This window comes from Salmonella sp. NW177, assembly GCF_051811585.1.
GTDB lineage: Bacteria > Pseudomonadota > Gammaproteobacteria > Enterobacterales > Enterobacteriaceae > Salmonella > Salmonella enterica.
Genome location: NZ_JAMMZV010000001.1, coordinates 214,533 through 233,113, shown reverse-complemented (window position 1 = coordinate 233,113; position 18,581 = coordinate 214,533). Strand labels below are relative to the sequence as shown.

The following is an 18,581-nucleotide window of genomic DNA, read 5'->3' as shown; positions in this document are numbered from 1 at the left end:
GGATTACTCCGGATATTTAAAAATTACGTAGGTATGCGAAGGGCAGAGTTTGTTAAGCACGCACTCGACAACGGTGTCGCCCCAGATACGCAGTGCGGAATCACAGGGATCGCCACATGTCATCCAGGTGGTGTTGGTGGCGGCTGGCATGTTGACCTGCCAGTAATACCGCCATTCCGGCGCATTCACCGCGTCAGTACAGGCCGATGAGCAGGTGAACGTACTTTTATCGTATCGCGTGATAGTGGCGTCTGGTCTGCCCAGGGCAGCAAGCTGTGCAAGGTAAAAATCCTCATTGATGCCGCCCGCCAGATTAACCTTCGCATCCAGCCGTTGCTGACGCTGGCGAAGGGTCTGTGTCCCTGCGGGAATACATTCATCCGGCAGACCGCACAGACGCTCCCAGCGGTTTATCAGTTCAGTGGTGGTGCGCGGATCCAACTCCCGCATCAGGGCATCCGCACGCTGATGAACACGGGTTAATGACGGTGCCGCACCTGCAATCGCCGGATCGCTGGCTGACCACGCCGGACCGGGCGGCAGCAGTGCCGACAACAGACGGATGTAATCATCGTTTGTCACGTCCATGAAATCGTCCCCAGAACCGCCAGTTCATTTTTTGCAATGGAGATATTGTCTGCCGGTGCAAGCAACTGATGGCTGTATTCCCCGTTCGCACCGGAAATCGCCTCACTGATACGCGATACCTTCAGTTCTCCCTGCGGATAACCATCACGCAGCAGGAACGAACGCAACTCCGCGGTGATGACAGCCCGTATTTCCGGTGTGTCCGGCGTCACACGGATATGAAAATCCACCGTATGTGCCACCGGCCTGAACACATACAAATCAGAGCCTGCCACCGGGGCCAGTGGCTCGATATGTTGTCTTGCCGCCGTTTCCGTTGATTCTTCCGGAATGGGATTAATCAGGTCACTGCTGGCAATCATCACACCGACAGTTCCCGTTCCCATCCAGTGACGGTATGTCCATGCGCGGGTAATGCCGGGCACTTCTTTAGCCCAGACGACATAGTCCCCGTCAGCCCCGCCCTGAGGCGTCCAGTAATACCGCTCAATGACGCGGGCGCGCCACGTTTCCAGCTCTTCAGTATCAAATCCGCCTGTCAGGGTGTCAGCCACACCGGAAGACGGCAGACCATTCACCGGCGTGACCAGGATTAATGCCGTACCGTCGTCAGCGTTACCGACCGCACCTGCACTTGAGCAGGCGATCGGCACGCGCAGGACACCACCAGAGCTGGTTGCATCGGCAGTTGCCGTGTACTGAACCAGGTCATCGCGCTGAATAACACTCCCGGCAGTCACCTTCAGGCCATCGCTGACACCTTCCCAGCGCATATACCCGCTGGCAGCCGTGGCCTCCTTGCGCGGACACCGTTTCATCGCAGCATGTCGCGCCAGCCAGGACTCATCGCACAGGTCAGGCAGCATGTTCATTGCCAGATAATCGATGTAACCGTAAACCGTATGCAGCGCCGCCGCATACACCTTTGCCCGCACGTCTTCATCCATGCGCCGGAGCGTGTCGCTGACGTCCAGCCTGGCGAATAAATCGTTACGGAGCATACTGATATTTTCTGCCAGCGTCGGGCGCTGAAATTCACTGTCCGCCATGCGTTATCGCACTCCACAGATCATCAAAAGAAATCATTACCGGTCCGTCACGACGCCAGAGAGTGATACTGTTACCCAGTTCATTAATCCCGGTGCGGCGGATATCCAGATCAATACGGGACACCACGCCGTCATCAATCATCCATTGCAGGCATTCGCGGATATACCCCCTTACCGTCTGCACCAGCTGATTGGTCAGTTTGCTGCGCTGAAGCAGCCACAGTCGGGAGCCGTAACGGTCATTCTGTACCGCAGGCCAGGTATCCCCCCACCATCCCATCGGGACGTCGGCATTATCATCAGGCTCCGCCCGCCGCCAGGTGAACAGGGAAATCACCACGGCGCGGGTCAGCGGATCCAGCGGTGCGCTGGCGCAGGTGCGTTTACCGTTCACCGTCAGCCACAGTTCCATCATGCCTCCATCGCTTTATCCGGTTTGTCGGTGTTACTGCCCTGACCGTTCTCTCTGTGACGATGGCCGTTATAGGCAAGCCGCATCGCTGACATGGTGGTGCCGCCGGAATCGCACAGGTCTTTCACCTGTCCGGTCACTTCCAGGTCCATTTCAAAACGCGCTTTAGGTGAATTGCGAAACGTGATCGTTTTACCTGCACCGTCCACCACGAGCCCCTCCCGGGTCAGCGTCACGGACTGCCCCTGATCGTCATAGACAGCCACCTCACCCGTCTGCAGCCCTTTCAGGCGGTAGCGCCGGTCCGACACCGTAACAACCACCGCATGAGAACGGTCGCCATCCGGAAACAACACCACCGCTTCCGCACCGCTGTTTGCCCTTGAGGTAAAACCGTAGGGTTCAAGATGTTCAACCCCGGCTTTGGGTTCACCGGCAATCAGGGACACATCCACGGTCTGACATTTCGTGGCGGCACTGATGCTTTTCACCACGGCCCGCCCAATCAGGCCGAGGAGTTGTCGCTGCATGGCTTCAATCGTCCTCATCAGAACGGGTCCTCCTGTACTCTGGCTTTTTTCTTTTTCCGCGCGCCGGGGGCTTCGGGTTCAGGCAGATAAGCATCAGGTGGGCCGACACGGATTTCCGTCAGGGTGCCGTTCTGGTCCTGAGTAAACGTGACTTCCGAAACAAGCAGTTCGGTATTGTCGAAACCACAGACCGGATCAAAGACAATCACCCGCTGGTTGGGCTGCCACAGCGTACCGTTACCCTGTCGCCAGCCCTGCACCACATAGGTGGTTTCATCCGTCCGCGCCGCCCGTTGTCGGGCTTCAAAGTCCGCACGGGCAATACAGCCTGCCCCCGTAGCCTGCCCTGTCTGCCTGATATACATCGGACGGTAACGGGCAATAAATGCGTCCTCTGTGCGGGCCCGCAGCGCGGTGGTGGTGGCCTCACCGAAATCATCGTCGTTTCCGGCACGCTGCCCCGCCACCTGGTAAACAGAAAACCGCTCCCGGATACTCTTCTCCGTATCGCAGGAAAGGATGTTTTCCCCGAGTACCAGCGCAGTATGTGCCCGCGTTGAGCCAATACCGCCAATCACCAGCCTGCCGTGCGGGTCGTCGTAAGCCAGTGCCTGCTGCTGACCGAGTATTTTGTTGATTACCTCAATCACCGTTTCACCGTGATCAGGCTGGACATCAGGAATAACACCCGACGGCGCACCGTTGTTCACCACCTCAATGCCGAAAGGCGCAGCAAGCGCCTGCGCAATCTGTACCAGCGATCGTCCATTAAACTGTGTCGGTTCGGCTGCACAGTCAATCAGGTCAGCGGTCAGACTGCGTCCGGCAATACCGGTGCTGACCGAACGGGCATCGTAACGAACGGGCGTCGCCTCCACCCAGCCGGTGATCACCAGCTCATCACCAATCAGCACCTCCACTTTTGAACCGTTTTTAATGCGCGGCTGAAGCGTGGTGATACCCTCATCTCCCGGCCACTGGCGGGTGATCTCCACACTGAAATCCCGCGCCAGCCGTTCAATACCGGCACCGATGCGCACCGATGTCCAGCCATTCCACTCCCGGCCATTTACCCGTAGCGTGACATTGTCGTTCATTGCACTGGCACCTTCAGAGGGATCACCGGCACAAAGCCGGGATGCGTAATGGCATTACGCCGGATAATGTCCGCGTCACGCGCCGCGTTATCAAACCAGGTCGCCGCCAGCACCAGCGCGGGTAAAACCTCATCCGGTGTGCGCTGAATGATCCGTGCAGACTGTTCAAGGCGCGTGTTGATATCCGCATTCAGATCTGCTTTCACCCGGCGCAGCGCCAGAAACAGCGCATCGCTGGTTGTACGGGACAACTCCTTATCAATTGCCGTATTCAGTGTGTCGCGAATGTCAGTCAGTTCTTCCCACGTCGGCAGGTCAACCGTGTTTTTCACCGCCGGTGCATTGTTCAGTGCCGGATGCGTGACGGAAGGCCAGCCAGTGCTCTGCGCGGGTGTTGTTGCCTGCCCCACTGCGGAATTCTGCATCACCGCGGAAGTTGTTGGCGCAGGCAATCGGGTGACGGCATACGCCGCTTCGCTGATTGCGGTCGTACGAAGGGTGCTGGCAACCACGTTACGCTGCTGCGTCGCCGTGGCGGTGGTTTTACTGTCCGTTTTCCAGACGCCGCGCGGTTGCAGATCGCTGCCGAGGCTGACACCGGAAAGCGTTTTGATCATGGTGACCAGGTCGCTGGCGTTACCATAAAGGCGTTTCCCGGTACGCCACATTTTCTGCACCTGCTCAACGAAATTTTTGCCTGACGATGGCGGCGGCAGAAGTACCGAGATATCCCCCTGCAACAGCCTGGCGGCATCCGATACGGCAGAATCCACCACTTTCATCGCATCAGAAACATACCCCAGCATTATGCTGGCATTACCGATAACGTCGTTCTGCACGAAATCCGCCACACCATCGATACTGAAACCGCTGAAGCTGTCACTGATGCAGTCATCCAGTGCAGAACAGGATGACATCAGCGTCTGCGCCGTCGCCGCACCTGATGTGGGGTAAGAGAGTTCTCCTGCTTCGACAAACTTCAGGTCAAAGCGGACAATACGCCCTTCACTTTTCGATGTGCTGACCCGAACTTCCCCGTCAACACAGACTTTCAGCTCACCATATGTCGGGTGGACAAGCGTGCCGGGACCGGGTTTATTCAGCGCGTCAATCAGGCGATCGCGCTGGTCAAAGCAGTCATCTCCCACCACATAAGCTGTGATGGACGGGCGGAAAGTGACTTTTCCCAGATCTTCGGTATAGGGCTTGTCGCGGTTCGGATATTCGTGTGTTTCCACACGGCGACCGGTTCCCGCACTTTCTTCTTCAACCTTAAACGGTACGCCGCGAAATGACGCATCCTGAAGCCTGTCTTTCCACGTCATATAAACTCCGGATACAAAAAACCCGCCAAATCTGCTTTGTCAGTTATTTACATCGCAGAAGATGTGGCGGGAACCTAATATTTTTAATTACTATCTGAGTTGAACATCAATGGAATAAATATCACCACTCTTTATAAATTTAGAATCTGTCCTTTCATCAAAAGATTCAAATGACTGTACCTTTAAAAACTTTTTCATTTTATTTTCAAAAATACTTTCATTAACACCAGTTAAATACTTGAACGCTCTACCAGCAAGGACCTCATTACTTAAATCCATTGTGTTTTTATTGTCTTTGAAAAACCAAACAATAACCTTTTGTGGGCATGATGGATTATAAACAGATATATAAAACTGCGGCTCATATTTTTCATCAGCGTCATCACTAAGCATTTCTTCAGAAGATAATTCTCTTCTGAATTCATATTGCCGCTTAGTTATTCCTTCGTCCTTTATTATCTCTTGCTTAACTGGTGCAATACCTATAGAAGAGATTAATTCTGACTCATTAAAGCTGAACTTACACTCTTCCGCAGCCAAGTTAAAAGATAAAAGTGCAGATATAAAAAAAACAAAGATACGCATAATCATCCCTTCAATCATTTGTAAGGAATGATTATATTAACTACTTAAAGCTGAAAACCCAAATTATGCCAGACAAAAACACATTAATCATTTTGTACACTACCTGAACCGCGTATAGCCAACATCATGGCTGACATCAAAACCGCTGGATCGCGTTTCCATAACCCGCATACCCGGAGGCGAATTCACAAAAGATACCTTGATCTCACCATCAACTTTTGGCACAGAAGCTTTGTTAATCATGAAGGGATTCGAGCCTGTGGCATCGGAGGCGTTGTTTGACTGAGCCGGATCCACCGCCGGATAAGGTGTGTATCCCCGCGCCGGTATTCCCGTCCCATAAGCATCATAAGCACCCGCGCCCCACTGCGCAGAGTTAATGGCATCGACCGTGTCACCGAAACTGTCGGTAAACCACTCAATAATTGGCTTCAGCTTGTCCCACATATCCTGAAACCACTTAACAACCGGTCCCCAGTTATTGATCACCATCCCCAGCGGCGACCAGGCAAAAACCTTCTTCAGAAGTTCCCAACCTGCCTCAAAATAAGGACCAATGGTTTCCCAGAGCTTCTTGAAATAAGGTCCGACAACATCCCAGTTAGTGATAATTAATCCCGCAGCCAGAGCAATCGCCGTCGCAATCATGCCAATCGGCGTCATCGACATAATCCTGCTGACAATACTGATGGCACTGCCCACGCCCATCAATCCCAGTTTCAGAATCGCAAGACCGGCAGCAAGCCCGACGACGCCGCGAATAACCCGGGGATTTTCATCCGCAAACTTCGTGAATTTCTCCCCCAACTCCCCCAGCCATTGTGTGATATTTTTAGCGTCACCAGAAAATGCGCCGCCAATAGCCGCAAGGCCGTTAGTTGCGGTCCCTGTCATTGCCTCCCACAGGTTGGACAGCGTACCAAGCTGTGCCTGAACACGTTTATTCAGGCTGGCCTGTTTATTCATCTTCTGCTGGATCTGATCGTAGCCATCCTTTCCTTTATCGATTAGTGCATTGACCACCTGAAGGGTTTCGGCATCATCACCAAATATTGCCTTAAGTACACCTGTTCGCTTAACGTCGGTCAGTTTTCGCAGCTTTGCCAGTTGCCTGAACATGTTATCAAGACCGCCAAAACTTCCTTTGCCGTCAGTAAAATCGAGCTGTACCCCGAGTTTCTGGCGGGCCATAACTTTATTAACGTCCCTGATTTTCTTAACGCTTAATCCGGACTGGATAACTTTTCGCAGGGCATTACCTGCCGACTCCCCGTTCATCCCCATCTGATCCATCATGACGCTGATGGGGGCAAGGCTCTGTGCAGCCTGAAGACCATCCTTGTTCACCATCTTCAGAACAGAACTGGTTTTAGTGAAGAAGGACAACATGTTGGTATCGTCAACGCCCAGATAAAACGCCTTCTGGATAGTGTCGAACAGCCCCATCATGTCTTCTGACGCCGTTCCGGTAGCATCCTGCATCTTTGCAGCAAACTCAGCAGCCGCTTCCGGTGTTTTTTTCAGTTGTACCGCAAGATAAGCTGTCGCTTTACCCACACCACCCAGAATGTTTTCTGCCGGGATCCCCTGACGCACCAGCATCTGCATCATGTTCTGGAAATCAGCCGTTGTACCAGGTAGCTGGTTACCCAGGCCAATAGCCAGTTTATTGATGTCCTGAAAGCTCTTTCCAACCTCGCCGTTCGCATCCATCATGGCGACTTTCAGCCCGGTGGCGGCGTTTTCCTGATCGGCATAAGATTTCAGGGAAAGCGTCAGACCCGCTGCCAATCCGCCCCCAAGCGCCAGCCCACCCTGTGACGCTTCTTCCGCCTGGCGTTTAAATCCCCGGATTTTCTTTTGCATTTTCGACAGCGCGGGAGAAAGCCTGTCGACACCGGTGATCAACGCCTTAAGCTCAAATTCAGCCATGTGTGCGTTTCTCCTGCTCTATCCTGTTTGCCTGACTGACCAGCAAGGGAATTTCACTGATCGGCATACTCAGCAATTCGAAGGGATTAATGCGCCAGTAGCTGGCGCAGTCAAAGAAGCGATCAGTGAGGTATTCAGCCGTCAGGCCTGGAGGAAAAAACCAGCCACAAGCCACGCCGCTGCATTCAGGTCTGCCGGAGACATCTGGTCGACAGAGCTTTGCGGCACTTTCGCCAGCCGCACAATGTATTTCGACACCACATGCGCCAGAAGTCTGACGGACTCATCCTGATTCATCTGGTAGGGATACCCCAGCTCGCGGACATCCTTCCCGGTGGGTTCATCAAACTCCAGTACGGAGAGTGTCTCACCATGAGCGATAATCGGTTTCTTTAACTCAAGCTCTTTCATTACTGGTAATCCCCTTCTTCACCGTGGAACTCAAGATCAACCGTGCCTTCTTCGGCATTATGGTTCGCTTCTCCGTGCAGCCAGGCGGACGACAATACATAGACCTGACCGTTCGCCAGCTCGGCAGTGATGGTCATCTCATCAGACGAGGTGATTTTGCTCACCGGAAAATTCTTCGGCACCTTGAAGGTCCCTTTGACATAAGGCGCACGGTGAGTTTCCTTGCGGTCCACTGAACCGTCCAGGCCGATGATGTCATCATTGACCGTCCTGTTCATGGGCACCTCAATGCCGCCGGTCAGCGATAGCTGCTGACCGTCAATTTTGAAATAACAGGTTCCCCCGATACGGGCCATTATGCAGACTCCTCTGAATACTGAAGACGGAACTGGTTAACCACGGCAAAAACACGCAACTGGTTAACATAGTCAGGCGGGAACAGCGTGTTCAGGCGGTTCGGATCGCTGGCATCACGCTCCACAACCAGGTACTGCTTAAACAGTTCGTAGTTTTCCACGATCCCCGCACGCTCAAGCTGACGGTAGGTTGCCAGCAGTTCCCCTTTGATTACCGCCGGGGTGACAATCGCCTGACCGGGACCAAAGCGGGTACCGTCGCTGGCAAGCTTGTGACGCCCGTACTTACTGGTAATGACGGATTTCAGTTTGCGCAGTACATACGCACTGGTATGCAGCGTCTCGCTGTCGAGGTAGCTGTTATCCGCAACCCCGTAAGCATTTTTCCTGTACGTGGTGACATCACGCTGAATGCGCAGCACCCCGCTTTCGACATACGCCGTTGCCACGCCATGAGACAGCAGGGTCTGCTGCTCGGTCATCGTGAACCGTTTCCCCTTCGGCGCAGGCAGCATACCCACCAGCTCACCGGTCTGCGTGGGACGTGCCGGATCGTTGCGGATAAACACCGCTGCGCGGGCGGTACGGCTTGCCGCCAGCTCGTCGGCAGGCGTCTGGGTGTCTTTTTCGTACCCCGCCAGGGTAATGTGCTGCTGGTTAAACTGGTCACCTGCGGTCACCAGTTCTGACAGCGTGCCGGTCTTTGCCGTATACACATGACCATACAGCTGACGCGCATAGCTCCAGCGACCGCTGGTATCGTTCATCTCGGTCACCAGCGTGTTAACGGAGGCCGTGTCGTTGAACGGCAGGCCAATATAATCAAACGGCTCATCCGCCATTGCAGCCACCGCGCCGGTGAGAACCGGAGCACCCGTTCCGGCGGTACCCGTCGCCACGGCAATCTGTACGCCCGCTGGCAGCACTTCGCCCCCACCAAAGCCGTAGTAATTGAGGCTGACAGGAATTTCATTCCCGCAAAGCCCCTTATGACGCGCGGTCAGTGTGACCACGCCTGCCGAAGATGAAGCCGTAAACGGCAGGGTCGGAACGGCATTGATGGCATCCTGGATACTGCTGGCAATCATCGTGACGTTATCGCCGTTAGTCACCGGTGCCTGCACGCGGGTACGTCCCACATACACATTCACCGTGCCGGTTTCGGTTGCCGCCCCGGTCACCGTCAGCGTAACCGTTGCCGCCGCGCCTGTGGATTCAGGAACGGCAATCACATACAGCTCGCCAAACGGGTCAGTCTGGCGATAAGCCTCGACCATACGCGCCAGCTGACTTCCCGCACCACAAATCTGGCGTGCATAGTCTGCCGACGGCATCAGTACCAGACTGTTGGCAACAATCTCTGCACCGTTATTGGCATGACCAATCAGCAGCGATGCTCCGCTGTCCTGTGCAGTATTCGCCGCCTGGTTATCCATTTCCGCATAAAACAACGGAACCAGCGTATTCGACGGAATGGTGTTAAAGCTTATCGTCATCGGTATTCACCTTTTTATTCACGCGCCGGATATCACCAGCTGCTTCACGGCGCAGCCAGTAGTTGTTCTCGTCAACATTTCGCCCTTCGGCGGGCAAAAGGTCGCCGCGGGCAGGATCAGGAACTGACCGCCCTTTAACAGGTTTGACAAACATGAGGATCCTCAGGAAGGAAGAGTTATTTCGGTGTGATGTTCGATATCGCCGTCAGGCCCGTTACCGGGCTCGAGATAATCAACATCAATCGCCAGCGTTTGCAGTTCATCCAGACTGTTCAGATCATCCTGCTGGCGGGTATCGTCTTCAGTCAGCTCGCTGATGACCGAAAAATCGAACTGATAAATCAGCTCATGACGATTCAGATCCAGCAGCGTGCCGCCGTCATAGGTAATCGGGTTACCGCACGCCTCCGGGTTCCAGCCCAGCAGAGCCTTAAAGAGCATCTGCCGGACATCGTCCACCACATCATACGAGGCAAACTGACCGCGCTCATCACGCCCGTTACTCAGTATGACAACCACGGAGAAACCCTCTTTCAGCTCCTGCCAGTAGTCGGTCTGGCTTTTGTTTTCTCCCGGAGAATCATCACCCGGTACCACATATGCCGCCGGAAGCTTCAGCTTTCCGACCTCCGGCAGATTTTTGAACTGGGCCGCGCCTGCAACCCGGTTTTCAAAATACGGACAGCGGGCACGCAGTGCAGCAATAACAGGCGTCAGTTTCATCTGTGTCGTCGCTCCGGCTTCAGTGATTTACGCAATTCCCGCGCCAGAAAATAGCGTGTCCAGCTGCGGTTCTTTTCAAGCGTTTCCACCATGAAGTTATTACGTGGAGCAAGTCGCCAGCCGCTGCCACCGGATGCACCACGATGATGGCTGCGACGACGCTTTTCCCCTCGCCTCACGCCATAGAACAAAAAAGCCGGATAAAAATCACCGGTGATACGGCGGTTTCCCTCTCCATTACGCTGGTTAGGGGCTATACGTGCCATAAAACCAGGGCGATGTTTACTGGCTCTGGGTACCATGTAACCAATCGAACGAGCCAGGCGTCCGGTCTGATAACCGGGGTTTTCACCCGGTGCCGACCGCGCACGGCGCATCACCAGCCGACGGGCATCACGCATATGACGCTGACCAATCGTGACAAACGCCCGCCGGACACGGGCGCGGTTAAAGCGCATCTCCGCGGGCTGCTGAAAATCAACGTGCAAAAAGGAAGTCGTCATTGTTGCCTCCGTGACTCTGCCTACATTCGCCCAGCTCCGTACACTCCAGCAGCAGAAAGCGCCGCGCCCCGTTCAGATCGCGCTGACGTTTCACCCGGTACACACTGTCACCGCAGACCACCTCATAATCAGCGGTGATCCCCCGGCGGTAACGAATGGTGATGTAATGGGTGATGGCGTCCCCGGTCTGCGCGGTTTCCTGCCAGGTGGTGGCACTGGTCTGGATAACCTTCGCCCATGTCCGGAACGTAACCGGGTATTGAGGCTCCACGCCAAAGTTATCCGCGGGCATATCCACCCGCAGGCGGATCAGGACGCGTTTATTCAGTTCACCGGGGTCCGGCAGAATGTAGGTTGCGCTGGTCTGCGCCTGACGAATTTTCATTGCGGAAAGTACCTGTACGGGCCGACAAGCCAGCCAAAACTCTGCGGCATGTCGAGTTTCTCCACTTCCGTAACCGACGAGCGGTTTTCGTAAAAATGGCTGATAAGCATCAGCATCCCCAGACGAATATCATCCGGCAGGTGCAGCCCGTCCGGATCGCTGTCCGGAATGGTTTCATCCGGTGCATAGAGCTTCCGGTTCAGATACGTTTCCGTCCGCTTTTGTGCCGCACATGCCAGCAGTTGCAGATGGCGGTCATCAGTATCGAAATCCTCATCCAGCCGGAGTTGGGCTTTAATCTCTTCCATTGTCAGAAGCATACTCAGCCCTCTTTACTGGTCGTGGCTTTTTCTCTTTTGCCGCTTTACTGCTTTTTGCACTGATTCCGCGCTCTGCTAACCCGGCCTGAAGTGCAATCTCCTGCACCCGGGCAGGAAGCGCCCCGTCGTCATACTCACCGGCCTGAATGACCTCAACACGCATACCGTCCGGTGACCATTTCAGATCTTGTTTCAGGATCATGATTCTTCACCCGTCAGAACAGGGGGCGCGGTTCCGCGCCCCTGAGTGATTACGCCGCTGCAATCTTCAGCAGTTTGATGGCCTGCGAATCGACCAGCATCCCGCCGGTGCGCTTGGTGGTATAAAAACCGACAAACGGTTTATTGGTGTACGGGTCACGCAGAATGCGGGTGCCGATACGGTCAACGATGGTGTAACCCCGTTTGAAGTTACCAAATGCAATGGCTTTCGCATCAGCGGCGATATCCGGCATCTGTTCGTTTTCAGCGATACCGTAACCCGCCAGAGAGGACGGCTGCCCCAGTTCCAGCCCCGGACGCCACAGATAGTTACCCTCGGTGTCTTTCAGCAGACGGATGGCAAACAGGCTGTTGTTGTTCATCATGAACTTCGCGCCAGTGCGGTGTGCCTTACGCAGCGTGTAAATCAGTTTGATAATGGCGTCTGCGGTCACCGCGGTCGCTTCGCCGGATACAATATGCTGAAGTTTGCCGAACGCCCGGACCTTGTCGGTTTCATCAGTGGATTCATACGCCAGGAACCCTTTCGGCTTCTTGGTGCCATCGCCTGAGGTAAAGGCAATTTCTTCCTGTTCGGCAAATTCGGTTGCCAGCTCGCTGTTGATCCAGGCCTCCACGTTGAAGAAGGCATCGTCCAGCATTTTCTGGGTGGCCTGCGGGTTGCCGTAGATTTCCCCCATGAGAGGTTCAATCAGCTCCAGTCTGGAGGTGGCAGTCTGGGATCGCGTATCCGTTTCCCCCACCCATCCGGAAGCCGTGCCGCCCAGATTCACCAGTTTTTTGTAGTCGGAACCGCCAACGGTGATCACCGTGGCTTCCTGGCGCATCACCACTTCATCTTTCAGCAGGGTGAGAATGTTGCGATCCAGCGCTTCCGGCACGGCATAGCCACCGTCTTCATCGGTGCCCACCTGCAATGCCTTACGCTCCAGATCGCGCAGACCATCTTCACGGCCTTTACGCAAAAAGCCCACAAACGCTTCTTTATGCTCGGTGGCCAGTTTATTTTGCGCGCCACCTGCCGGACGTTTCAGCTCAAGCAGCTCTTTTTCAAGATCGCTTTTGAGATTTTCCAGCTCGCTGAGTTTCCCGTTCAGAGTTTCCACCTGCCCGGCAAGCTTGCCTTTTTCCTGCTCAATCGCATCCACGCGCTTGTCGTTCTTTGCTTTGAAGTCGTCAAACTTCTGCTGCAGCTCCTGCGCGACCTGTTCGACATCTTTAATATCTACCGCCATCGTATTTCTCCTGATTAGAAGTTCAGATTTTTCAGTGCATTCAGTGCAGAGCCCACATCCTCAGCGTCGCGCAGGGACAGTGCGCTATAGCCCCCGGCCATGAATGCTTTGGCCTGGGTACGGGAGAGTCCGACATCACGCAGGACTCTTTCGATTTTTTTCTGTTCGGGGATTTCCCCGCGGGCCAGCGCGTTCTTGACGTCGCTGATCCGCGCCTCGTCGTTAGACGGAAACGTCACCAGACTGACTTCCCAGAGGTCGATTTCTTTCAGCAGAAAGGCTTCTTTCGTCCGGTCGTATTCCCAGTCCTTCAGGACGTACCCAATAGAAAGGCCGGTTAACGAACCGGCCTTCATGTGTGCATGTGCGCGTTTTGCCAGGGGATCATCATCAATGAGCAACCGCCCCCTGACGTAAAGCCCGACATCGTCTTCCTTCATTTCGGTGTAAACACCGATGGGCTCATCCATGCGGTGCTGCCAGAGCAGCGCAGGTAACGCTTTTCTGTCACTCCACGCCCGCAGGGACGCAGCAAATGCCCCGGACATCACCACATCATCGTGGCTGTCCTTTACACCAAAGACGGAGCCATATCCTTCAAACTCACCGGAGTCACTGACAGATTTCAGACTCAGCGGTACATCAAGACGTTGTTTCGTCTGCATTGGCGTTATCCTTCTGCTTACCGGCTTTACTGCCATCGGAGGGTTTCGTGGTCATGTTCATCGGTGTGAGATAGACATCACCACCGGGACGCGGATTCATATCTTCCAGGTCGCGGCAGTCATTGGGAGAGTAAATTCCCCAGTTAATCCCGGTGGCGTAGGCTTCAAAACGGGACTTCATATCCCCGCGCAGTAACGCCCCGGCGTTAAATTTGGCGTAATAAACACCCTGCTTACTTTTTCGTACCAGTCCGGTGTTGATCCGCTGCTCAATGCGGGTCAGATACGGCACCAGTGAATAGTTGATAAATCCGAGCCCCAGCTCTTCGATATTGTTGAAGGTGGCGCGATCGGTGTTCTGCACCATGTGCAATGGCACACGGAACAGACGACAAATTTCTTCAAGCTGAAACTTGCGGGTTTCCAGGAACTGGCTGTCCTCTGCGTTCAACGCCATCGACTTCCAGTCCAGCCCCATCTCAAGGATCATCGGGCGGTGAGCATTGCCAAGCCCGGTGTGACGCTCCTCAAAATCTTTCTTCAGGCGCTCATAAGCCTGATCCGACAGCGTCTGCTCTGTACGCAAAACACCCGATGTCACCGCGCCATTGCTGAACAGTCTGGCCCCGTGCTCTTCGGTCGCTGCCGCCAGCGATATTGCCTCGCGGGCATAGGCGATGGGATTCAGCCCCACCAGTCCGTCCAGCGTCAGCGTACGCACATGCCAGATATCCTCCTGGCTCAGTACATCCGTGGAGCCATCCGGGAATGTGACCTGATAGACCGGTTCCCAGCTACTGTTAAGCTTCGGTACCACACTGCCGGGATCGACGGGCAGCAGTTCAGCCACTTCGCCAAATGCTTTCACTTTGTAGGCGTAAAAGTTTCCCCTCAGGCACAGACAGGTGACCACCAGCTCCCAGAACTCCTGCGGCGTCATATAGCCATTGGGATGCGTGGAGATCAGTTTATGCAGACGTTCGCCGGTGGCTCTCTGCTTCAGGCTGCCGTTCAGGTGATACAGATTGCAGGGCAACATCCCGACCGACTCTGCCAGCACTCTGACGCAGGAAAAAACCGCCGTCAGTCGCATGGCCCGCTGACTGCTGATCTGCTTTCCGGTATAGGTGTCATACGACAGCCCGATGGCATCCGCCAGCTCTGCTGGCGTGGTCACCGGTGCGTCACTTTTTCGTTGAAATAATCCCGAAAAGAACACTATTTACCTCCGCCGACAGACGACTGTGTACGGTCGAGATATCGCGCCACCAGCCACGACCAGAACAGGCACAGCGCCCCGGCAACAACAAAACCCGCCGGGGGATAAATCAGCCAGGCACCATACGCCAGCAAAAGCGCACCCAGCACGCCCACCAGAGGCGCGAGAATCAGCATGATCATAATTACCTCAGTTAAAGCGAGCGGATCCCATAGGACTCAATGTGGTCAGACAGCGTGTCTTCTTTCTCGTACAGCATGGCTCTGCCAACCGCCATAATCAGCGCAACTGCACCATCGATTTTGTTTTCCGCCTGCTCTTTGACGGGCTTCACTAAATCATCGTTACCTGGCATGTTTTTGCCGACCACATTGCCGATACACCAGGTCATGATGGGATTGCCGTCATGATGAAAGCGTCCCGATTCAATCGCTGCCTCCAGCTCTTTCATCGGGTCGGACATATTGGCGAAGTTCTGGACGATAGTAACGGGATTCAGGTCTTCATCAGCAAGGTCATGTGACAGCCCGGTCGCTCCAAAAGGGTCGATGGGTGACTCACTGACCGGGCTGATTTTGTTCGCCGCTTTGGCCTCTTCGAGGATGTAGCGATAATCCACCTCTGCACCATCGGTAACGGTCAGAACGCCCATTTCCACCCATTTCTGAAAGCGTTCGGCTGTCCGGCGATCTTCATTTTTCTCGACGCTGTACACCGTGTCATACGGTACCCAGAAACGCGGGGCCACACTGTAGTAATGCGTTTTACCGTCAATCTCGCGGGTATAAAGTCGCGCCATGCTGTTCATATCCAGCTTACGCGCCAGGTCAAAGGCCAGAATGCACGGCTGCCCCTCGAACTGCTCAAGAGTCAGTGATTTATCCTCGCAGCTCTGCCAGCTCACCAGGTTGAAATACGCCGAACGCGCCGACACCCAGATATTGAGGTGTTTTGTTTTAAAGACGTTTGCCAGACGGGCATTATTTTTCGCACGCTGCTGCTGACTTAACAAAAATTCGCGATAAACCGACACGCCAATATTTGGATTGGCTTTTTCCAGCACCTGCGGGTCGGTCCAGTCGTCACCTTCATCAACGGTATAGATGATCCCGAACAGTTCATCGTTAGGCACCGAGCCGTTGAGCATCTCGATGACTTCCCGCCGTTTGTCGTAGCACGGCCCCTCAATGTTGTACCCGGCGGTGGTGATGGCCCACATCAGTGGCTGACGTCGCGCCCCCATCCCGGTAAGCATTGTGGTATAAAGCGCATCGGTGGCATGCTCGTGATATTCATCCACCACGGCACAGTGGGGTGATGAACCATCACCTGGGTTGCCGATCAGCGGTTCAAACCGCGCGCCATCCTCCGGACGGTTCATGTTTGAGGCGTTAACCTCAATCCCGAACGCTTCTGTCAGCATGGGTGTGCGTTTACACATCAGTCGCGCCGGGCGAAAGACTTCCCACGCCTGTTTCTCTGTCGTGGCACCGGAATACACTTCCGCGCCAAACTCGTTATCACAGGCAAAACAATACAGGGCAACACCGGCAGAGATTGCTGATTTGCCGTTCTTACGGGGGATTTCGGTGTACACCTCCCGGAAGCGGCGCAACCGGGTGCCTTTATTGACCCAGCCAAACGCACAGCAGATCACAAATAGCTGCCACGGCTCCAGCGTGATGGGCATCCGTTTGAATGCCCACTCCCCCTTGGTGTGCGGCAACAGCTGAATAAATTTCGCGGCCCGTTCAGCCAGGTCCTTGTCGAAGCGGTAACGAAACGACTTACTTTTTTCCGCCATCAGGTCATCAAGATGGCGCTGGCAGGCCTGAATCACAAACTGGCAGGCAACAATCTTTCCGCGCACGACATCCCGGGCATACTGATTGGCTGCATTTACGTTGGGGTAAGATTTCCGGCTCATGATTCGATGATTTTCAGATTGTCAGAAACGGGTTAGTGGCTTTCTTCTTCCCCGCCAGGCCAATCAGACGCTGGCGGCTGCTGGGGTCGAGTCCGAGCATTGCCCCCGTGCTGCTCATCTCGGACTCCTGTTCTTTTTTGGCGGTCAGCTCCGGATTTTTGACCATGCCGCCCATTGCACCGGTGATGGTGTTGCCCTGTCTGGCAATATTTTTCACGGCACGTCGCCAGAATTCATAGGCCACACACCACCGCTCAAGTACCGCCAGGTCAGTCACGCACAGCAGGCCCTGACCGCAGAGTTCTTTGGTTGTCAGTTGCCACATGATCGTGGCGAGAGGGAGATCTTCTTCAGCGAACCACTCCGGTGGCTCAACACCTTTGATGGGCGTAAAAACAGGTTCATCTTTATTCAGGGCTCGCTTGCCGGGGTTTCCGGCCAGCGCCTTGCGCGCCGTTGGCTTGGGGCGACGCCCGGAACGCCCCGCCGTTCCAGCCATATGCGGCACTCCTGGTTAAATTTCATTTTTCGCGGGTATAAAAAAACGATGGGGCGGGCAGTCCGGAAGACGTCAGGTCACAGGGATTTGACCCGCCCCTCCCCTCTGGCAGCGGGAACTGGTTCTTACTTCAGCCGTTCACGGGCCGTCTTCGCCTTATGACACGGCCAGCACAGACTCTGCAGATTGCAGTCAGCATCAGTGCCGCCATGCGCTTTAGGAATAATGTGGTCAACGGTTTTCGCCTCACGCACCACACCGGCACGCAGACATAACTGACACAGGCCTTTGTCACGCTTCAGGACACGCGCGCGGATACTGTCCCACTTCGAACCGTAGCCGCGCTGATGACGGGATTGTCCTGGCTTGTATTGCTTCCAGCCTTCGCTTTTGTGACTTTCACAATAGCCTGACGGATCAGTGGTAGTTTGGCGGCAACCACGAACGCGGCAGGCTTTTGGGATTCTAGGGGGCATATAAAAAATTTATAATAAGTAAAATAATAAAGAAAAATGCTCAAAGGCAATTACCTTGACTCAAATACAAATCTAGAAGAGATGAGCTTATCAAGCATTTTCATAAGTAAATCCTTACTCTCACCACCATTTATATATTTATTAAAGTTAGACTCGAACTCATGCCAAACTTTTTCTAACTCAGTATTATCAAATAAGTGCTCTGTCGCAAACCATGAAGATTGGCAACAATCAAAAATACTCAAAAGCTCATCAAATCTTTTAACATTCTCTTCTCCCAACTCAATTTGCTGGCTAATAAGATCTACATCTTTAAATAGCCATTTAGCAATAACTTGCTCTCGTTCATCATTGAGTTGCTCGGGGTCAATATTGACAGGCATAAATAATAGAGCTGTCTTTAATTTCTTTAATGCATTCCTAAAATCTATTTTTACTTTTGTTTTCTCTTGTTCCCGCCACGTAAATAATGCCTTGAACGCCAAAAACAAAGTAACAATAGTAGCTCCAGCACTCACCCAAGATGCAATCATTGCCCAACAAGCCCACTCAGCAGCAGCACGGTTTGCTACAAGTGTCTCATATGCAATATAATTTTCGTTCATTTTTACCTCACTGTTAATAGT

The 18,581-nt window shown here is 54.0% G+C and carries 24 protein-coding genes and 1 pseudogene; all 25 read right to left on the bottom strand.

Annotation, left to right across the window (positions count from 1 at the left end):
* Nucleotides 1-3: 3 nt before the first annotated feature.
* The 25 genes and pseudogenes from NA986_RS01200 to NA986_RS01080 all read right to left on the bottom strand — a co-directional run bounded on the left by NA986_RS01200 (nt 4) and on the right by NA986_RS01080 (nt 18,560).
* Nucleotides 4-588, bottom strand: coding sequence for a YmfQ family protein (locus NA986_RS01200; RefSeq protein WP_000383548.1), 585 nt, complete (start codon nt 586-588; stop codon nt 4-6).
* Nucleotides 579-1,637 carry a baseplate J/gp47 family protein gene (locus NA986_RS01195; protein WP_022630974.1) on the bottom strand — a complete coding sequence of 353 codons (1,059 nt, stop codon included), beginning with the start codon at nt 1,635-1,637 and terminating at the stop codon, nt 579-581. The genes NA986_RS01200 and NA986_RS01195 overlap by 10 nt, the downstream gene beginning before the upstream one ends.
* A complete protein-coding gene (locus tag NA986_RS01190; protein ID WP_000424732.1) occupies nt 1,624-2,049 on the bottom strand; it encodes a phage GP46 family protein in 426 nt (141 codons plus the stop codon). The genes NA986_RS01195 and NA986_RS01190 overlap by 14 nt, the downstream gene beginning before the upstream one ends.
* The gene (locus tag NA986_RS01185; protein ID WP_022630975.1) at nt 2,049-2,597 is read right to left on the bottom strand and encodes a phage baseplate assembly protein V; all 549 of its coding nucleotides are present in this window, start codon (nt 2,595-2,597) and stop codon (nt 2,049-2,051) included. Before NA986_RS01185 ends, NA986_RS01190 begins: the two co-directional genes overlap by 1 nt.
* Nucleotides 2,597-3,676, bottom strand: coding sequence for a phage baseplate assembly protein (locus tag NA986_RS01180; protein WP_000999499.1), 1,080 nt, complete (start codon nt 3,674-3,676; stop codon nt 2,597-2,599). Before NA986_RS01180 ends, NA986_RS01185 begins: the two co-directional genes overlap by 1 nt.
* On the bottom strand, nt 3,673-5,001 hold the full coding sequence (locus NA986_RS01175; RefSeq protein WP_000219913.1) for a DNA circularization protein: 1,329 nt from the start codon (nt 4,999-5,001) through the stop codon (nt 3,673-3,675). The genes NA986_RS01180 and NA986_RS01175 overlap by 4 nt, the downstream gene beginning before the upstream one ends.
* 90 nt (nt 5,002-5,091) lie before the next feature.
* Complete coding sequence (locus tag NA986_RS01170) at nt 5,092-5,586, bottom strand: hypothetical protein (RefSeq protein ID WP_001219112.1); 495 nt, start codon at nt 5,584-5,586, stop codon at nt 5,092-5,094.
* 99 nt (nt 5,587-5,685) lie between these two features.
* On the bottom strand, nt 5,686-7,518 hold the full coding sequence (locus NA986_RS01165; RefSeq protein WP_023200330.1) for a phage tail tape measure protein: 1,833 nt from the start codon (nt 7,516-7,518) through the stop codon (nt 5,686-5,688).
* Nucleotides 7,519-7,659: 141 nt separating this feature from the next.
* Entirely contained in the window at nt 7,660-7,929 is a 270-nt protein-coding gene (locus tag NA986_RS01160) for a phage tail assembly protein (protein ID WP_000661047.1), read from the bottom strand.
* On the bottom strand, nt 7,929-8,285 hold the full coding sequence (locus NA986_RS01155) for a phage tail tube protein (protein ID WP_000090998.1): 357 nt from the start codon (nt 8,283-8,285) through the stop codon (nt 7,929-7,931). The genes NA986_RS01160 and NA986_RS01155 overlap by 1 nt, the downstream gene beginning before the upstream one ends.
* Nucleotides 8,285-9,781, bottom strand: coding sequence for a phage tail sheath subtilisin-like domain-containing protein (locus NA986_RS01150; RefSeq protein WP_022630977.1), 1,497 nt, complete (start codon nt 9,779-9,781; stop codon nt 8,285-8,287). Before NA986_RS01150 ends, NA986_RS01155 begins: the two co-directional genes overlap by 1 nt.
* Complete coding sequence (locus NA986_RS01145; RefSeq protein ID WP_000497751.1) at nt 9,765-9,935, bottom strand: DUF2635 domain-containing protein; 171 nt, start codon at nt 9,933-9,935, stop codon at nt 9,765-9,767. Before NA986_RS01145 ends, NA986_RS01150 begins: the two co-directional genes overlap by 17 nt.
* Nucleotides 9,936-9,943: 8 nt before the next feature.
* Nucleotides 9,944-10,504, bottom strand: coding sequence for a phage tail terminator protein (locus tag NA986_RS01140; protein WP_000779279.1), 561 nt, complete (start codon nt 10,502-10,504; stop codon nt 9,944-9,946).
* Nucleotides 10,501-11,007 (bottom strand): hypothetical protein, encoded by a 507-nt coding sequence (locus tag NA986_RS01135; protein ID WP_022630978.1) that lies wholly within the window; start codon nt 11,005-11,007, stop codon nt 10,501-10,503. Before NA986_RS01135 ends, NA986_RS01140 begins: the two co-directional genes overlap by 4 nt.
* Nucleotides 10,982-11,392 (bottom strand): phage head closure protein, encoded by a 411-nt coding sequence (locus NA986_RS01130; RefSeq protein ID WP_000702388.1) that lies wholly within the window; start codon nt 11,390-11,392, stop codon nt 10,982-10,984. The genes NA986_RS01135 and NA986_RS01130 overlap by 26 nt, the downstream gene beginning before the upstream one ends.
* Complete coding sequence (locus NA986_RS01125) at nt 11,389-11,712, bottom strand: head-tail connector protein (protein ID WP_000927719.1); 324 nt, start codon at nt 11,710-11,712, stop codon at nt 11,389-11,391. Before NA986_RS01125 ends, NA986_RS01130 begins: the two co-directional genes overlap by 4 nt.
* A gap of 2 nt (nt 11,713-11,714) precedes the next feature.
* Nucleotides 11,715-11,914 (bottom strand): annotated as a pseudogene (locus NA986_RS01120) (hypothetical protein).
* 49 nt (nt 11,915-11,963) lie between these two features.
* Complete coding sequence (locus tag NA986_RS01115) at nt 11,964-13,169, bottom strand: phage major capsid protein (protein WP_021567480.1); 1,206 nt, start codon at nt 13,167-13,169, stop codon at nt 11,964-11,966.
* Between the two features lie 14 nt (nt 13,170-13,183).
* Nucleotides 13,184-13,834: an HK97 family phage prohead protease gene (locus tag NA986_RS01110; RefSeq protein WP_021578635.1), complete on the bottom strand. Its 651-nt coding sequence runs from the start codon at nt 13,832-13,834 to the stop codon at nt 13,184-13,186.
* A complete protein-coding gene (locus tag NA986_RS01105) occupies nt 13,812-15,053 on the bottom strand; it encodes a phage portal protein (protein WP_001514795.1) in 1,242 nt (413 codons plus the stop codon). The genes NA986_RS01110 and NA986_RS01105 overlap by 23 nt, the downstream gene beginning before the upstream one ends.
* Complete coding sequence (ymfR, locus tag NA986_RS01100; RefSeq protein WP_000605606.1) at nt 15,053-15,235, bottom strand: protein YmfR; 183 nt, start codon at nt 15,233-15,235, stop codon at nt 15,053-15,055. The genes NA986_RS01105 and ymfR overlap by 1 nt, the downstream gene beginning before the upstream one ends.
* A gap of 11 nt (nt 15,236-15,246) precedes the next feature.
* Nucleotides 15,247-16,980, bottom strand: coding sequence for a terminase large subunit (locus NA986_RS01095; RefSeq protein ID WP_000088161.1), 1,734 nt, complete (start codon nt 16,978-16,980; stop codon nt 15,247-15,249).
* 13 nt (nt 16,981-16,993) lie between these two features.
* The gene (locus NA986_RS01090; RefSeq protein WP_000929174.1) at nt 16,994-17,479 is read right to left on the bottom strand and encodes a phage terminase small subunit P27 family; all 486 of its coding nucleotides are present in this window, start codon (nt 17,477-17,479) and stop codon (nt 16,994-16,996) included.
* A 125-nt stretch (nt 17,480-17,604) separates the two neighbouring features.
* A complete protein-coding gene (locus NA986_RS01085; protein WP_001135098.1) occupies nt 17,605-17,955 on the bottom strand; it encodes an HNH endonuclease in 351 nt (116 codons plus the stop codon).
* 50 nt (nt 17,956-18,005) lie between these two features.
* Nucleotides 18,006-18,560 carry a hypothetical protein gene (locus tag NA986_RS01080; RefSeq protein WP_001005132.1) on the bottom strand — a complete coding sequence of 185 codons (555 nt, stop codon included), beginning with the start codon at nt 18,558-18,560 and terminating at the stop codon, nt 18,006-18,008.
* Nucleotides 18,561-18,581 lie beyond the last annotated feature (21 nt).

Excerpts from the sequence above, each read along its gene's own strand:
- NA986_RS01140 (WP_000779279.1), bottom strand. The coding sequence starts at position 10,504 with ATGAAACTGACGCCTGTTATTGCTGCACTGCGTGCCCGCTGTCCGTAT.
- NA986_RS01085 (WP_001135098.1), bottom strand. The coding sequence starts at position 17,955 with ATGCCCCCTAGAATCCCAAAAGCCTGCCGCGTTCGTGGTTGCCGCCAA.
- NA986_RS01175 (WP_000219913.1), bottom strand. The coding sequence starts at position 5,001 with ATGACGTGGAAAGACAGGCTTCAGGATGCGTCATTTCGCGGCGTACCG.
- NA986_RS01155 (WP_000090998.1), bottom strand. The coding sequence starts at position 8,285 with ATGGCCCGTATCGGGGGAACCTGTTATTTCAAAATTGACGGTCAGCAG.
- NA986_RS01180 (WP_000999499.1), bottom strand. The coding sequence starts at position 3,676 with ATGAACGACAATGTCACGCTACGGGTAAATGGCCGGGAGTGGAATGGC.
- NA986_RS01150 (WP_022630977.1), bottom strand. The coding sequence starts at position 9,781 with ATGACGATAAGCTTTAACACCATTCCGTCGAATACGCTGGTTCCGTTG.
- NA986_RS01170 (WP_001219112.1), bottom strand. The coding sequence starts at position 5,586 with ATGCGTATCTTTGTTTTTTTTATATCTGCACTTTTATCTTTTAACTTG.
- NA986_RS01090 (WP_000929174.1), bottom strand. The coding sequence starts at position 17,479 with ATGGCTGGAACGGCGGGGCGTTCCGGGCGTCGCCCCAAGCCAACGGCG.
- NA986_RS01195 (WP_022630974.1), bottom strand. The coding sequence starts at position 1,637 with ATGGCGGACAGTGAATTTCAGCGCCCGACGCTGGCAGAAAATATCAGT.
- NA986_RS01110 (WP_021578635.1), bottom strand. The coding sequence starts at position 13,834 with ATGCAGACGAAACAACGTCTTGATGTACCGCTGAGTCTGAAATCTGTC.
- NA986_RS01160 (WP_000661047.1), bottom strand. The coding sequence starts at position 7,929 with ATGAAAGAGCTTGAGTTAAAGAAACCGATTATCGCTCATGGTGAGACA.
- NA986_RS01125 (WP_000927719.1), bottom strand. The coding sequence starts at position 11,712 with ATGCTTCTGACAATGGAAGAGATTAAAGCCCAACTCCGGCTGGATGAG.
- NA986_RS01135 (WP_022630978.1), bottom strand. The coding sequence starts at position 11,007 with ATGACGACTTCCTTTTTGCACGTTGATTTTCAGCAGCCCGCGGAGATG.
- ymfR (WP_000605606.1), bottom strand. The coding sequence starts at position 15,235 with ATGATCATGCTGATTCTCGCGCCTCTGGTGGGCGTGCTGGGTGCGCTT.
- NA986_RS01115 (WP_021567480.1), bottom strand. The coding sequence starts at position 13,169 with ATGGCGGTAGATATTAAAGATGTCGAACAGGTCGCGCAGGAGCTGCAG.
- NA986_RS01165 (WP_023200330.1), bottom strand. The coding sequence starts at position 7,518 with ATGGCTGAATTTGAGCTTAAGGCGTTGATCACCGGTGTCGACAGGCTT.
- NA986_RS01190 (WP_000424732.1), bottom strand. The coding sequence starts at position 2,049 with ATGGAACTGTGGCTGACGGTGAACGGTAAACGCACCTGCGCCAGCGCA.
- NA986_RS01095 (WP_000088161.1), bottom strand. The coding sequence starts at position 16,980 with ATGAGCCGGAAATCTTACCCCAACGTAAATGCAGCCAATCAGTATGCC.
- NA986_RS01185 (WP_022630975.1), bottom strand. The coding sequence starts at position 2,597 with ATGAGGACGATTGAAGCCATGCAGCGACAACTCCTCGGCCTGATTGGG.
- NA986_RS01130 (WP_000702388.1), bottom strand. The coding sequence starts at position 11,392 with ATGAAAATTCGTCAGGCGCAGACCAGCGCAACCTACATTCTGCCGGAC.
- NA986_RS01080 (WP_001005132.1), bottom strand. The coding sequence starts at position 18,560 with ATGAACGAAAATTATATTGCATATGAGACACTTGTAGCAAACCGTGCT.
- NA986_RS01200 (WP_000383548.1), bottom strand. The coding sequence starts at position 588 with ATGGACGTGACAAACGATGATTACATCCGTCTGTTGTCGGCACTGCTG.
- NA986_RS01145 (WP_000497751.1), bottom strand. The coding sequence starts at position 9,935 with ATGTTTGTCAAACCTGTTAAAGGGCGGTCAGTTCCTGATCCTGCCCGC.